This is a genomic window from Actinoplanes sp. TFC3, from assembly GCF_001553785.1.
Classification (GTDB): domain Bacteria; phylum Actinomycetota; class Actinomycetes; order Mycobacteriales; family Micromonosporaceae; genus Actinoplanes.
This window is the reverse complement of sequence record NZ_LOJP01000001.1, coordinates 1,583,285-1,596,885: the sequence shown is the minus strand read 5'-3', so window position 1 is coordinate 1,596,885 and position 13,601 is coordinate 1,583,285. Positions and strand designations below refer to the sequence as shown.

General features: G+C 70.4%; 13 protein-coding genes. 3 read left to right on the top strand and 10 right to left on the bottom strand.

Going from position 1 to position 13,601, the window contains the following annotated elements; all coding sequences use genetic code 11:
• Positions 1–55: 55 nt before the first annotated feature.
• The 9 genes from TFC3_RS07265 to hrcA all read right to left on the bottom strand — a co-directional run bounded on the left by TFC3_RS07265 (position 56) and on the right by hrcA (position 9,794).
• Positions 56–1,783 (bottom strand): ABC transporter ATP-binding protein, encoded by a 1,728-nt coding sequence (locus tag TFC3_RS07265; protein WP_067497199.1) that lies wholly within the window; start codon positions 1,781–1,783, stop codon positions 56–58.
• A complete protein-coding gene (locus tag TFC3_RS07260; RefSeq protein WP_067497197.1) occupies positions 1,780–3,444 on the bottom strand; it encodes an ABC transporter ATP-binding protein in 1,665 nt (554 codons plus the stop codon). The genes TFC3_RS07265 and TFC3_RS07260 overlap by 4 nt, the downstream gene beginning before the upstream one ends.
• On the bottom strand, positions 3,441–3,653 hold the full coding sequence (locus TFC3_RS07255; protein ID WP_067497195.1) for an MbtH family protein: 213 nt from the start codon (positions 3,651–3,653) through the stop codon (positions 3,441–3,443). The genes TFC3_RS07260 and TFC3_RS07255 overlap by 4 nt, the downstream gene beginning before the upstream one ends.
• Before the next feature lie 38 nt (positions 3,654–3,691).
• Positions 3,692–4,474, bottom strand: coding sequence for an ABC transporter ATP-binding protein (locus tag TFC3_RS07250; RefSeq protein WP_067497194.1), 783 nt, complete (start codon positions 4,472–4,474; stop codon positions 3,692–3,694).
• 10 nt (positions 4,475–4,484) lie between these two features.
• The gene (locus TFC3_RS07245; protein WP_082772394.1) at positions 4,485–5,555 is read right to left on the bottom strand and encodes an iron chelate uptake ABC transporter family permease subunit; all 1,071 of its coding nucleotides are present in this window, start codon (positions 5,553–5,555) and stop codon (positions 4,485–4,487) included.
• 23 nt (positions 5,556–5,578) lie between these two features.
• Entirely contained in the window at positions 5,579–6,634 is a 1,056-nt protein-coding gene (locus tag TFC3_RS07240) for an iron chelate uptake ABC transporter family permease subunit (RefSeq protein WP_067497192.1), read from the bottom strand.
• Between the two features lie 32 nt (positions 6,635–6,666).
• Complete coding sequence (locus tag TFC3_RS07235) at positions 6,667–7,401, bottom strand: 16S rRNA (uracil(1498)-N(3))-methyltransferase (RefSeq protein WP_067506155.1); 735 nt, start codon at positions 7,399–7,401, stop codon at positions 6,667–6,669.
• 158 nt (positions 7,402–7,559) lie between these two features.
• Positions 7,560–8,705, bottom strand: a complete 1,146-nt coding sequence (gene dnaJ, locus TFC3_RS07230) for a molecular chaperone DnaJ (RefSeq protein ID WP_173745368.1) — start codon at positions 8,703–8,705, stop codon at positions 7,560–7,562.
• Between the two features lie 66 nt (positions 8,706–8,771).
• The gene (hrcA, locus tag TFC3_RS07225; protein ID WP_067497188.1) at positions 8,772–9,794 is read right to left on the bottom strand and encodes a heat-inducible transcriptional repressor HrcA; all 1,023 of its coding nucleotides are present in this window, start codon (positions 9,792–9,794) and stop codon (positions 8,772–8,774) included.
• 151 nt (positions 9,795–9,945) lie between these two features.
• Here hrcA and TFC3_RS07220 point away from each other — a divergent pair, with 151 nt between their 5' ends.
• Positions 9,946–10,572 carry a DUF4870 domain-containing protein gene (locus TFC3_RS07220; protein WP_067497187.1) on the top strand — a complete coding sequence of 209 codons (627 nt, stop codon included), beginning with the start codon at positions 9,946–9,948 and terminating at the stop codon, positions 10,570–10,572.
• A 6-nt stretch (positions 10,573–10,578) separates the two neighbouring features.
• On the opposite strand, the gene hemW is transcribed toward TFC3_RS07220, so the two are convergent.
• Positions 10,579–11,769: a radical SAM family heme chaperone HemW gene (gene hemW / locus TFC3_RS07215; protein WP_067497186.1), complete on the bottom strand. Its 1,191-nt coding sequence runs from the start codon at positions 11,767–11,769 to the stop codon at positions 10,579–10,581.
• A 27-nt stretch (positions 11,770–11,796) separates the two neighbouring features.
• Here hemW and TFC3_RS07210 point away from each other — a divergent pair, with 27 nt between their 5' ends.
• Together TFC3_RS07210 and TFC3_RS07205 are read left to right on the top strand one after the other, a co-directional pair.
• Positions 11,797–12,567, top strand: a complete 771-nt coding sequence (locus TFC3_RS07210; protein WP_067497184.1) for an enoyl-CoA hydratase-related protein — start codon at positions 11,797–11,799, stop codon at positions 12,565–12,567.
• 43 nt (positions 12,568–12,610) lie between these two features.
• On the top strand, positions 12,611–13,474 hold the full coding sequence (locus tag TFC3_RS07205; RefSeq protein WP_067506152.1) for a hypothetical protein: 864 nt from the start codon (positions 12,611–12,613) through the stop codon (positions 13,472–13,474).
• The last annotated feature ends 127 nt before the right edge of the window (positions 13,475–13,601 follow it).

Sequence of the window (13,601 nt, the reverse complement as noted above, 5' to 3'; positions counted from 1 at the left end):
CCTAACCTCAACAGACATGGAGACCGCCCTCCGTGCCACCCGGCAGGACGCGCCATCACGCCACCGAACGAGCCGACCACGCACTCCACAGATCGGCATACCGCCCACCCGCAGCAACCAGCTCCTCATGCGATCCGGACTCCACAATCGACCCGTGTTCCAGCACGATCACCCGGTCCGCGGCCGCCGCCTGAGTCAGCCGATGCGCCACCACCAGCGCCGTACGACCCTGCAACGCCGCCGCAGCCGAATCCTCCAGCGCCCGCGCCCCCGCACTCCCCGCCTCAGCCGTGGCCTCATCCAACACGGCCACCACCGGGTCGAGCAGCACCAACCGCGCCAGAGCAAGCTGCTGCGCCTGCGCCGCCGTCAACTCCTGACCGCCATCCCCGACCTCGGTGCCCAAGCCCTCGGGCAGAGCCGACGCCCATTCGAGCGCCCCCACCTTCGCCAGCGCCGCCGACACCTCCGTCACCGAAGCGCCCGGACGGGCCAGGCGAAGGTCCTCGATGAGCGGACCGGCGAACACGTGGGTTTCCTGGCTGACGATCGCCACGGTGCGTTCGGGTACCTCGGTGACCGGCACGCTTGCGACGCACGCGGAACCGCTTGCCGGTCGCAGGATGCCGGCGGCAATCAACGCAGCCGTCGTCTTTCCTGCTCCCGTTGAACCAACCAGCGCGACCCGCTCCCCCGGCTCCACCCGCAACGTCACGTCGCGCAGCACCGGGGTGACCCCGTCGTAGCTGAAGCACACCTTGTCCAGCGACAGCGCAGCACCATCGGCCGGCCGGGATTGATCAGCCGGCACCGGCATGCGCAGCACGCCGACCAGGCGGCCCAGGCTGGCACCCGCGTTCTGCACCTCGTCGAAGGTGAACAGCAGCATCGACACCGGGTTGAACAGGCGGTGGAACAGCAGTGCCGCCGCGGAGGTCTCGCCGACGGTCACCGAGCCGTTGCGGACCAGCAGGAAGCCGACCACCAGGATGGCCGCGAGCCCGGCGAACTCCGCCCGGTTGACCCGGCCGACGAACCGTGTGAACAGGGTGAACACGTCGACCGAGATGTCGCGTGCCTTGGCCGACACGGTGTCTATCTCACGGCGGTGGCGTTCTTCCAGCCGGTACGCGTGCACGGTTCGCAGGCCCTGCATGCTCTCGACCAGCAGTTGCGAGCGTTCGGCGATGGCGGCGCGTTCGCTGGCGTAGCGGGGAGCCGAACGCGGCAGATACCAGCGCAGCCCCAGCACATACAGCGGTACGGCGATGACCCCGGCCAGGCCGAGACGCCAGTCGATGCCGGTCATCGCGGCCAGGCTGAGCACGCCGAGCAGCAGCGCCGAGATCACCTGCGGCAGCACGTCGGTGACGGCCTTGCCGATCGCGGCTATGTCGGCGCCCACCCGCGACAGCAGGTCGCCGCGGCCCGAGCGGTCCAGCACCAGCGCGGGCAGACGCAGCGCGGTCGAGACGGTGCTCTCACGCAGATCCGCGAGCAGCCGGGCGCCAAGACGTCCGATCAGGTACGTCGAAAGCCCCGTCGCCGCGCCCCCCACCAGCGCCGACGCCACGATCACCAGCGCAATCGGGATGATGGCGTGCGCCCCGGCGCCCTCGCGCACCCGGTCCACGAGCAAGCCGAGGACGTACACGGGAACGATCGCGGCAATCGCGGCCAGCACCCCGGCGATCAGCGTTCCGGCCGTCTCGCCGCGGCGGGTTTTCAGCTCGCTCGCCAGCCAGGCGCGGCTCTGTTTCGCAGTGGCAATGGGCAACGTCATCGCAGCACCATCCGGCGGTAGGTGTCGTCGGTAGCGCCCAGGCCGGCGTGCTCGCCCTCGGTGTCGACCACGCCGTCGCCCAGCACCACCACGCGGTCGGTGGCCGCCAGCAGGGCCGGGCTGCTGGTGATCACGATGGTGCCGAAACTGGACTCCGGAGCGTGCCGCAGCGCGCGGATGCCCTGCGCGATCGAGTGTTCGGTCACCGCGTCCACGGCGGTGGTCGGGTCGTGCAGCACCAGGACCGGCGGCCGGGCCAGCAGCGCGCGGGCCAGGGCGAGGCGTTGCCGCTGGCCACCGGAGAGGCTGGCGCCGCGCTCGGCCACCGGCTCGGCCAGGCCGCCGGGCTGCGTCGCGATCACCTCGTCGGCCGCTGCCGCCCCGAGCACGGTGTCCGGAATGTCGGCTGCGATCAGGTTGCTTGTGATCGTACCGGTGAACAGGTCGGCATGATGCGGCTCGACCAGCAGTAAGCGCCGGGCGTGGTCGCGGTCCAACGTGTCCAAGGAGGTCCCGGCGAGCAGGATCGAGCCCTCGTAGTCGGCGGGCACCGACAGCACCTTGACCAGCGCTTCGGCGTCACCCGGGCGGCGCGCGACCACACCGACGAACTCACCGGGGCGTACGTGCAGGTCCAAGCCTTGCAGCGGCCCGTGCCGCAGGTCGCGCAGGTGCAGCTCGCAGCGTTCGGTCTCGGCGACGGCCGCGCCGGCGGGCAGGATCAGCGGGGCGTCGGTGACCTTGGCGATCCGGTCGGCCGAGGCCCGCGCCTCGGCCACCCAGCTCGGCACGACGGCGAGCAGGCCGAACGGTTCGATGAGGAACTGGGCCGAGCCGATCACCGTGATGAACTGGCCCGCAGTGATCCGGCCGGTGAGCGCGAACCAGCCCGCCAGGATGGCGATGCCGCAGGCCAGCAGCGTGCTCAGCGTGGTCGAGGCGGCCAGGTAGCCGCCCTGGGTGCGGCCCGCGCGCAGGGTCGCGGCGAGCGAGTGCCGGCTGACCTGCCGGTACCGCTCGGCGGCGGCGTCCTGAGCGCCGATGCCGCGCAGCGGGCGCAACCCGGTCACCAGGTCGGTGGCCAGCGAGGTCGCGGCGCCGGCCCGGCTCTGCTGCTCGGCCACCCGCTTGGTGATCAGGGGCGCGCTGAACTGCAGCAGAAGCAGCACCACGGGGGTGGCGACCAGCACAACCAGCCCCAGCGGTACGGAGATCAGCAGCAGCGTCACCGCACTGATCGCGGTTGCCACGATCGCACCGGCGATCCGGGGCACATAGTCGATCAGGTACGACGCCTCGTCGGCGTCCGTCGTGGACACCGTCAGCAGATCGCCGGCCCGATAGTCCGTACGGATCCCGCGCGGATGCATGATCTTGGCTGCCACCCCGACGCGCAACTGGTGCGCCTCCTCGGCGATCGCCTTCATCAGCTCCCGGGCGCCGAAACGGTACGCGACCGTCAGCACCGCGAACAGCAGCGCCAGCACCCCGGCCCAGAGCAGCAGCGCCGTGCCGTCGCCGGGGCTGACCGCCCGGTCGACGATGACGCCGATGAGAATCGGAATGCTCGCCTCACACGCCTGGTGCAGGCCGATCAGCGAGCTGCCCGACCACAGGCGCTTGGCATTGCGAGTGAGAACCCGGCGAAGAACCTTGTTCACTGCGCCATGCTGTCGCGCAGGCTCTTCGGTCGCAGGTCGGTCCAGTTCTGGTCCACGTAGTCGAGGGCCTGCTGGCGCGGAGCCGGGCCGAACACGCTGCGCCAGCCCGACGGGATCTCCTTGAAGGACGGCCACAGCGAGTGCTGCTCCTCGTCGTTCACGAGGACGTGGAAGGTGCCGTTCTCGTCGTCGAACGGGTTGCTGGACACGCGGGCTCCTTGAGGTCTGCGACACCGACCAGGTAAGGCTAACCTAAGCTGGAGCGCGGAATCACCAGCGGGGTGCGGGTTTCCGGGTCCTCGATGATGCGGCAGCCCAGACCGAACACCCGCTCAACCAGATCAGCGGTCATCACTTCCCGTGGGTCGCCCTGCGCCACGATCGCCCCGGACTTCATGACGACCAGGTGATCGGCGTAGCGGGCGGCCTGGTTGAGGTCGTGCAGCACCGCAACCATGGTGGTGTCCTGCTCGCGGTTCAGCCGTACGCACAGCTCCAGCAGTTCGATCTGGTGCGCGATGTCCAGGAACGTGGTCGGCTCGTCGAGCAGCACGATCGGGGTCTGCTGGGCCAGCACCATGGCCACCCAGACGCGCTGACGCTGCCCGCCGGACAACGTGCCGACCAGCTCGCCGGACAGCTCGCTGACCCCGGTGGCAGCCATCGCGGCGACCACGGCGGCCTCGTCCTCGCTCGACCATTGCCGGATCAGCTTCTGGTGCGGGAAGCGGCCCCGGGCAACGAGTTCCGCGACCGAGATGCCGTCCGGGGCGATCGAGGACTGCGGCAACAGCCCGAGCCGGCGCGCGACTTCCTTGGCCGGGCGCGCGTGGATGTCCCGGCCGTCCAGCAACACCTCACCCGTCGTCGGCTTGAGCAGCCGGGACAGCGCCCGCAGCAGGGTGGATTTGCCGCAGGCGTTGGGCCCGATGATCGCCGTGAACCGGCCCGCCGGGATGTCCAGGGAGAGGTGCTCGCTGATCGTCTTTTTGTCGTACCCGATGGTGATGTTCCTGGCGGCCAGGCTCATGCGCACAGTCCTATCGACGCGCCTGGCGCATCAGCAGCCAGACGAAGTAGAGGCCACCCACGGACACGGTCACCACGCCGACCGGCAGCTGCGTCGGGGCGAACGCCCGCTGTGCGATCCAGTCGCTGAGCATGAGCAGGAACGCGCCCATCGCCGCCGAGGGCACCAGAGCAATGCCCGGGGTGCGGGTCAGCCGCTGGGCAAGCTGCGGGGCGGCCAGCGCGACAAAGGAAATCGGTCCCGCTGTGGCGGTCGCGACGGCGGTCAAGGCAACACCAATGATGAGGTACGACAACCGCACGCGTTCCACTCGTACGCCCAGAGCAGCCGCTGCGTCCTCGCCCATTTCGAGCAGGGCGAGCCGGGGCCCGTACAAGATGAGGGCTACGCACAAGGCACCCACCGCAACCGACGCCGGGGTGACCTGCGCCCACCCGAGCCCGTTCAGGCTGCCCTGCCCCCACATCGACGCCGAGTACGCGGCCTGCAAGTCGACCTTGGTCAGGAACCACTCGTTGGCCGAGGCCAGCATGGCGCTGATCGCGATGCCCACGATGATCAGCCGGAAGCCCTGCACCCCGCGCTGAAACGCGAACAGGTACACGAGCACCGCGGTGGCCAGCCCGCCGGCCAGCGCCCCACCGGCAACCGCGTAGTAGCCGTTACCGGCCACCACTGTCACGATCAGCACCCCGGTGTACGCGCCCACGTTGAACCCGATGATGTCCGGGCTGCCCAGCGGGTTGCGGGTGAGGGCCTGGAAGACCGCACCGGCCAGCCCCAGCGCCACCCCGATGATCAAGGCGAGCAGCACCCGGGGCAGGCGCCACTCGACCACCACGAGCCGGGCCGCGCGGGTGCCCTCGCCGCTCAGCGCCTCGATGACCTGGGCCGGGCCGAGCGAGAACTCCCCGGTACCCAGCGCCAGCACGCCGATCGCGAGCGCAGCCAGCACCAGGATCACCGTGACCAGCAACGGCCGGACCGAGATCCGCGCCGACACCGCCGGGGCCGGGCGCAGCACGAGCACACGCCGGCCAAAGTCCACCTCTCCCGGCCGATCGTCCTGCACTGCCGTCACGGGCCGCTCGCTTTGGACCGGCTTCACAAGCTGCTCGCTTTGGATTTACGGACGTACCAGATCAGCACGGGAGCTCCCACGAATGCGGTGACCACGCCGACCCGCAGCTCGCCCGGGCGCACCACGAGCCGGCCCACGATGTCCGCAACCAGCAGCAGCACCGGCCCGAGCACCGTGGTGTAGACGAAGATCCAGCGCTGGTCGGGTCCGACGATCCACCGGACCACGTGCGGCACCATCAACCCGACGAACCCGATGGGCCCCACCGCCGCCGTCGCCGCCCCGGTCAGCACCATCACCGAGATCGTGGCCAGCACCCTCGTCCGCCCGATGCTCGCGCCCAGCGTGCGGGCCAGGTCGTCGCCGAGCGCCACCGCGTTCAACGAGCGCGCCACGATCATTGCCAGCACCAGCCCGGCCGCCACGAACGGCAGGATCGTGACGGCCACGTCAACCGGCCGGCCCCCGAGCGCGCCGATGTCCCAGAACCGCAGGTAGTCGAACGCGCGCGGGCGGACCAGCCGGATGCCGTTCGAGAGCCCGTCCATGACCGCGCCCAACGCGATGCCGGCCAGCGTCAGCCGCACCGGGGTGGCACCGCCGCGCCCCATCGACCCCAGCAGGTAGACCAGCGTCAACGCGAACGCGACACCCAGGAAGCCGAACCACATGTACTGCGACAGGCTGGTCAGCCCCAGCACGCCGACCGCGAACACGACGAACAGCGCGGCACCAGCGTTGATGCCCAGCACCTGCGAGTCGGCCAGCGGGTTGCGGGTGACCGCCTGGATGACCGCACCCGACAGCCCGAAGGCCACACCGGCCAGCAGCCCCAGGATGGTTCGCGGCACCCGCAGGTCGCGCACGATCGCCTGGTCGTCGGTGTTGGCGTAGTGGAGAAAGGCATCCCAGACGGTGTGCAGCGGGACGTTGCGGGTGCCCAGCGCGATGCTGAGCAGGCAAACCAGCGCCAGCAGGGCAAGACAGACAAGCAAACCGACCCCGCGCCGGGCCTGAGTCGCGGCGAGCCCGGCGGACGGCTGCGATCGCGCAGGCGCCGGCGTACGCGTCAGGACCATGCGCCGAAGCTTAGGCTAGCCTTCCCTATCCGTCACCACCGGTCCAGCCGCGCGGACAGCACGGCCAACGCCGCCATGCCTGCGGTGGAGGTCCTCAGCACGGAATCCCCCAGCTTCACCGGATGCGCACCGGCCGCCACGAAGGCCCCCAACTCCTGGTCGCTGATGCCGCCCTCAGGCCCCACGACCAGCGCGATCTCCCCGGACTCGGGCAGCTTGGCCGCGGTGAGCCGGTCGGAGGCCTCCTCGTGCAGGACGAACGCCGCCGCGACTGTTCCGAGCCGGGCCGCCACCTTCTTCGTCGACACGTCCGGATCCCCGCCCACCACCGGAAGCCACGCCCGCCGGGCTTGCTTGGCGGCCTCGCGCGCGGTAGCCACCCACTTTTCCCGCGCCCGCAGGCCCCGATCCCCCCGCCACTGCGCCACGGAGCGGGAAGCGGCCCACGGCACGATCTCGTCGACGCCGATCTCGGTCATCGCCTGCACAGCGAGTTCGCCCCGGTCTCCCTTGGCGATCCCCTGCACCACAACCAGCCGAGGATCCCCCGCCGATATGAACGAACGCTCGGAGATCAGCAGGTCGACACTGCCCCGCCCGACCGCGGCAACCTCGCCCTGAGCCAGCCCACCCCGGCCGTCGGAAAGCAGCACCGCCTCGCCGGACTTCAGCCGCTGCACGTCGGCGGCATGGTGGCCCTCCTTGCCCCCGAGCGTGTACCGGGAGGCAGCGGGCAGGTCATCAACGAGGAACAGCGGCGCGGACACCCCATGAACGCTACCGAACGCGGGCTTGTCACCGTTGCGGCAGATGATCCTCTGGCGTCGTTTCCAGCAATCATGCGAGCGGCATCCGAGCACCCTGAGCCCGGCCTCGGTGGGTGCGGTCAGCGCCACCCACCGAGCTACGACCTCCGGATCCTGAATTAATGCCCGTTGAAGGCGTCTCGCATCCGGGAGAAGAAGCCGCCCTGCTTGCTGAGCTCGGCGATGTCCTCGCCGCGGGTTTTGGCGAAGTCGCGCAGCATGCGTTCCTGGTCCGCGGTGAGCTTGGTGGGCGTTTTGACGTCGAGGTGCACGAACAGCTCGCCTCGGCCCTGGCCGCGCAGGTGGGGGACGCCCTTGCCGCGGATCCGCAGCGTGGAGGACGGTTGGGTGCCCGCCTTGACCTCGATGTTCTCCTCGGAGTCCAGCGTCTTGATGGTCAGGCGGGTGCCGAGGGCGGCCGCGGTCATCGGCAGGGTGACGCGGCAGTGCAGGTCGTCGCCCTTGCGGGAGTAGACGTCGTGGGGGCGTTCGTGAATCTCGACGTAGAGGTCGCCGGCCGTGCCGCCGCCGGGGCCGACCTCGCCCTGCTGGGCCAGGCGGATGCGCATGCCGTCCTCGACGCCGGCCGGGATCTTGACCGTGAGCGAGCGGCGGGTGCGGATGCGGCCGTCGCCGGCGCAGGTGGGGCAGGGGTGCGGGATGATCGTGCCGTGGCCCTGGCAGTTCTGGCAGGGACGCGACGAGACGACCTGGCCGAGGAAGGTGCGCTGCACCGACTGGACCTCGCCACGGCCCGCGCAGGTCTCGCAGGTGGCGAGGTGGGTGCCGGGCGCGGTGCCGGCGCCGGAGCACTGGGTGCACAGGACCGCGGTGTCCACGGTGATCGGGGCCTCGACGCCGAACGCCGTCTCCACCAGGTCCAGTTCCAGGCGCAGGATCGCGTCGGCGCCGGGGCGGGTGCGCGGGCGCGGGCCTCGCGAGCCGCCGCCTGCGGCCGTGCCGAAGAAGGCGTCCATGATGTCCTGGAAGCCGACGAACGGGCCGGCTCCGCCGGGACCGCCCGGGCCACCGGCGCCACCGCCGCCGGGAGCGAGCGGGTCGCCGCCCAGGTCGACCATCTGGCGCTTCTGGTCGTCGGAGAGGACCTCGTAGGCGGCGTTGATGTCCTTGAACTTCTCGTGCGCCTCGGGGTCCGGGTTGATGTCCGGATGGTACTGACGGGCCAGCTTGCGATAGGCGCGCTTGATCTCGTCGTCGGTGGCTTCCCGGCTGACGCCGAGAATTCCGTAGTAGTCCTTGGCCACAGGTGTTCGAGTCCTCATGTCTGCCCCGCGCTCCGCGCGCTGGCGAGCGGCGTCAGTTTCCGTCTATCAATTCTGTGCCAGCAGATCGCCGACGTAGCGTGCCACGGCACGCACGGTAGCGATGGTGCCGGGGTAATCCATCCGAGTCGGCCCCAGCACGCCGAGGCCACCAACGATTGTCGTACCCGGTCCGTAACCCGTGCTGACGACCGAGGCCGCCCGCAGGTTGTCGATCTCGTTCTCGTCGCCGATGCGCACCCGGGTGGTGCTGGGCTCCACCTCGCCGATCAACTTGAGCAGGATGACCTCCTCCTCGAGCGCTTCCAGCACCGGGCGCAACGAGCCCTGGAAGTCCAGGACACCACCGCGGGTCAAATTAGCCGTGCCCGCCAGCGCGAGACGTTCGTCACTGCGCTCGACCAGCGTCTCGAGCAGCACCGATGCCAGGCACGCCATCGTGATCCGCTTCTCCGGCGCGCACTCGTCGACCAGCGCCTGCACCAGCGGCGGCGTGTCGGCGAGCTTCTCCCCGGTCAGCTTGGCGTTCACCTTGCGGCGCAGGTCGAGCACGTCGTCGTTGCTGGTTGGCCCGGGCAGCTCGACAAGACGCTGCTCGACCCGGCCGGTGTCGGCGATCATCACCAGCATCAGCCGCGTGCTGGAGATCGGCACCAGCTCCAGATGGCGTACCGACGAACGGGCCAGGCTCGGATATTGCACCACAGCGACCTGGCGGGTCAGCTGGGCGAGCAACCGGACCGTGCGGTGCACCACGTCATCGAGGTCGACGGCCCCGGCCAGGAAGCGCTCGATGGCCCGGCGCTCGGCCGGGCTCAGCGCCTTGACCCGCGACAGCCGGTCCACGAACAGCCGGTAGCCGGCGTCGGTGGGCACCCGGCCGGCGCTGGTGTGCGGCTGGCGGATGTAGCCCTCCTCCTCCAGCACGGCCATGTCGTTTCGCACGGTTGCCGGGGAAACGCCCAGCTGGTGCCGCTCGACGAGGGCCTTGCTGCCGACCGGTTCCTGGGTGGCGACGTAGTCCTCGACGATGGCGCGGAGCACCTCGAGCTTGCGGTCATCCAGCGACATGACCCCTCCCTCCGTGGTCTGGCACTCCGTCCGGGCGAGTGCCAGTCTACGTCGCCCAGGCCGCCCGCGCGATGATCGGCCGTCGGCGAAAGCCCTGGACGGCCGGGTGTCGCCCTCGCCAGGTTCGACGCGCGGCCCTACCGTGTGGGCCATGACTGAACCACCTCGTCCGCCCGGTGAGGGACAACCCTCGGACCCCACCGAGCCGTTCAACCAATATCCCCCGCCGCCCTACAACCCGCCGCCCGCCTCGGGAGCCGGTGGCTACCCGCCGCCCAGCTCGGGCTCCGGGGGCTACCCGCCGCCCGCCGGGGGCTTCCCGCCACCACCGCCCTCCTCGGGCGCGCCCTACGGCCAGCAGCCTCCGCCGTCGTCCGGTGGACCCTACGGCCAGCCGTACGGCGCGTCGCAGTACAACCCGCAGGGTGGGGGCGGCAGCAACGAGGACCGCACCTGGATCCTCGTCGCCCACTTCGGCGGCGCGGCCGGCGCGTTCATCACCGGCGGCGTGGCGGGCTGGATCGCCCCGCTGGTCGCGATGCTGGCGCGCGGCAACCAGTCGCCGCTGGTGCGCTCGGAGGCGGTCAAGGCGCTGAACTTCCAGCTGCTCTGGGCCATCATCGCGATCGTCGGCTACATCCTGACCTGCATCGTCGTCGGCTTCGTGGTGGCCATCGCCGCGTGGCTGATCGCCTCGATCATCGGGGTCATCGCCGGGGTCAAGGCGGCGAACAACGAGCCGTACAAATACCCGATGACGGTCTCGCTGATCAAGTAAGCAGCCTCAGACGAGGTCACGCACCACGGCGTCGGCCAGCAGCCGGCCCCCCAGCGTGAGAACTGCTCGGCCCCGTTCGTACGCGGCGGGGTCGAGCAGCCCGTTGGCCATCGCCTTCTCCACGCCAACCGGGTCCGCGGCGGACAACGGCAGCCCCTCGGCCAGACGCACGCGCAGCATCACGTTCTCGACACGCCGATCCTCAGCCGTCAGGACCTCTCGCGCCAGGCCGGGTGAGACACCGCCGGCAAGCTTTTTCGCGTACGAGGACGGGTGCTTGACGTTCCACCACCGCACCCCGTCCACGTGGCTGTGCGCGCCCGGCCCGAAGCCCCACCAGTCCCCGCCGGTCCAGTAGAGCTGGTTGTGCCGGCAGCGCGCCTCGGGCGACGTGGCCCAGTTCGACACCTCGTACCAGGCGAACCCGGCCGCGCTCAGCGCCTGGTCAGCGGCCAGGTAGCGGTCGGCCGCCACGTCATCGCAGGGGAACGGCACCTCGCCGCGGCGCATCTTGGCGGCCATCCTGGTGCCGTCCTCGACGATCAGCGAGTACGCGCTGACGTGATCCACCCCGGCCTCGATGACCGCGTTCAGCGAGGCGGCGAAGTCCTCGGCGGTCTCCCCCGGCGTGCCGTAGATCAGGTCCAAGTTGATGTGCTCAAAGCCGGCCTCGCGCGCCTCCCGGGCGGCTTGGACGGCTCGACCGGCGGTGTGGTTGCGCTCCAGGACGGCCAGCACTCCCGCGGAGGCGGACTGCATGCCGAGCGAGATCCGGTTGAAGCCGGCGCTCTTCAGTTCCCGCAGCGACTCCGGCGTTACCGATTCCGGGTTGGCTTCCGTGGTGATCTCCGCGTCGGCTTCCAGGCCCCAGGTCCGGTCGATTCCTTCGAGGATGCGGCCCAGGTCGTGCGGGCTGAGCAGGGTGGGCGTGCCGCCGCCGACGAACACGGTTTCCACCGGTTTCGCCACGATTTGCCCGGCGAAACGGACCTCTTGAAGAACTGTCGACGCGTACTCGTCACGGCTGGCACCGCCGCCCAACTCGCTGGCCGTGTACGTGTTGAAGTCGCAGTAGCCGCACCGCGAGGCGCAGAACGGCACGTGCACGTACACCCCGAACTGCCCGGACACACGCACGGACGCCGGTAGCAAGCCGTCGGCGGGTACGGGTTCCCCGTCGGGTAAGGCTCCAGGCATCACTCAAATATGCCCTATGGTTCCGGGATGGCTCTGGTCCGTACCGTCACCGCCGCCGGGGTGACCACCCTGACGCTGGACAGCCCGGCTAACCGCAACGCCCTCTCCTCGCCGCTCATGCGCGAGCTGCTGGAGGCCCTCGCCGCCGCGCAGCGCGACCCAGCCGTACGCGCGGTTGTGATCTCGCACACCGGTCCGGTCTTCTGCTCCGGCGCCGACCTCAAGGAAACGGCCGCAACCGGCGACGACGGCAAGCTTCCGGCCGAGGTGATGGCCGACGTGCTGGCCGCCGTCTGGGAGTTTCCCAAGCCCGTGGTCGCGCGCATCGGGGGTCCGGCCCGGGCGGGCGGGCTCGGCCTGATCGCGGCCGCAGATCTAGCTGTCTGTACGCGCACAGCGACGTTCGCCTTCTCCGAGGTCCGGCTCGGGGTGATCCCGGCGGTGATCAGTGCCACCGTGCTGCCCCGGCTGGCCCCGCGCGCCGCCGCCGAGCTGTACCTGACCGGCGACGTGTTCGACGGCACCCGCGCCGCCGAGATCGGCCTGGTCACCAGGGCGGTCGAGGCCGAGCAGCTCGACGAGACCGTGGCGGCGTACTGCGAGTCGCTGGTCAAGGGCGGCCCGACCGCGCTGGCGGGCACGAAAAGGCTGCTCCGGCGTACCCCTGCCGAGTCGATCCGGGCCGACATGGCCGAGCTGTCCGCCCGGTCCGCGGGATACTTCAAGTCGGCCGAGGGCCGCGAGGGTGTGGCCGCGTTCCGCGAGAAGCGGGCGGCCGCCTGGGTGCCGGTCCCGTGAGCGACGGGCGCGCGTTGTCTAGTCTTTGATCGACCGGCTGATCATGCCGGCGGGTCCGCGGGAGGTGCGGGTGAAGCGCAAGCCGGTCGCGATCATCGCGGTGCTGGTGCTGGTGGGCGCCCTCGGCTTTGTGGTCTCCCAGTCCTTTCCGGGCACGTTCAAGCTGCCCCACCTGGGTCCGGAGTGCACGGTGCGCGCCGACGGCGAGGTAACCCTCTACTCGGTGCAGATGGCCAACGCCGCCACCATCTCGGCGATCGGGCTGCGCCGCAAGATGCCGGAGCGGGCGATCGTGGTCGCGCTGGCCACGGCGCTGCAGGAGTCGAAGCTGGAGAACCTGGACACCGGCGACCGCGACTCGGTGGGGCTGTTCCAGCAGCGGCCCAGCCAGGGCTGGGGCACCCCGGAGGAAATCCAGGACCCGCGCTACTCCGCCGACAAGTTCTACGCGGCCCTCAAGAAGGTGAAGGGCTGGAAGGAGATGCGGGTGACCGACGCCGCGCAGAAGGTGCAGCGATCGGCCTATCCCAACGCGTACGAGAAGTGGGCCGACGAATCCGCAGTGCTCGCCAAGGCGCTGGCCGGGCGGGCCACCGGCGCCGTCGAGTGCACTGTGACCGGCGAGCCGGCCCTGCGCGGGGCGGCGGCCTCGGCAGCGCTCTCCGAGGGGCTCAAACTGGACTGGGGCGTCGACACGTCCCCGGACGCCGATCTCAAGGTCACCGTGAAGGACCCGAACACCGGCTGGCGCTACGCGCACTGGCTGGTCTCGCACGCCAAGGGCACCGGGCTCGAACGGGTGCGCTTCGCCGATCGCGAGTGGGACGCCACGAACGGGAAGTGGCAGCCCGTAACCGGCGACCGGCGGGTCGGCGACGACACTGTGGTGGCCGAGGTTTTTCACTGACCTTCACATTCACGTTCACCGACACGTCGGCCAGGCCCGATGCCATGCTCGCAGCTCATAGCGCTACGTATACATCGACATGGACAGACAGCGACCGTACTGGTACTAGTTATTCGTGCTCCACGCC

What these genes read in the sequence shown, in the direction of transcription:
- hemW (WP_067497186.1), bottom strand. Translation starts at nt 11,769, where the DNA reads ATGCCTGGAGCCTTACCCGACGGGGAACCCGTACCCGCCGACGGCTTG.
- TFC3_RS07220 (WP_067497187.1), top strand. Translation starts at nt 9,946, where the DNA reads ATGACTGAACCACCTCGTCCGCCCGGTGAGGGACAACCCTCGGACCCC.
- TFC3_RS07210 (WP_067497184.1), top strand. Translation starts at nt 11,797, where the DNA reads ATGGCTCTGGTCCGTACCGTCACCGCCGCCGGGGTGACCACCCTGACG.
- TFC3_RS07265 (WP_067497199.1), bottom strand. Translation starts at nt 1,783, where the DNA reads ATGACGTTGCCCATTGCCACTGCGAAACAGAGCCGCGCCTGGCTGGCG.
- TFC3_RS07250 (WP_067497194.1), bottom strand. Translation starts at nt 4,474, where the DNA reads ATGAGCCTGGCCGCCAGGAACATCACCATCGGGTACGACAAAAAGACG.
- hrcA (WP_067497188.1), bottom strand. Translation starts at nt 9,794, where the DNA reads ATGTCGCTGGATGACCGCAAGCTCGAGGTGCTCCGCGCCATCGTCGAG.
- TFC3_RS07240 (WP_067497192.1), bottom strand. Translation starts at nt 6,634, where the DNA reads ATGGTCCTGACGCGTACGCCGGCGCCTGCGCGATCGCAGCCGTCCGCC.
- TFC3_RS07205 (WP_067506152.1), top strand. Translation starts at nt 12,611, where the DNA reads ATGCCGGCGGGTCCGCGGGAGGTGCGGGTGAAGCGCAAGCCGGTCGCG.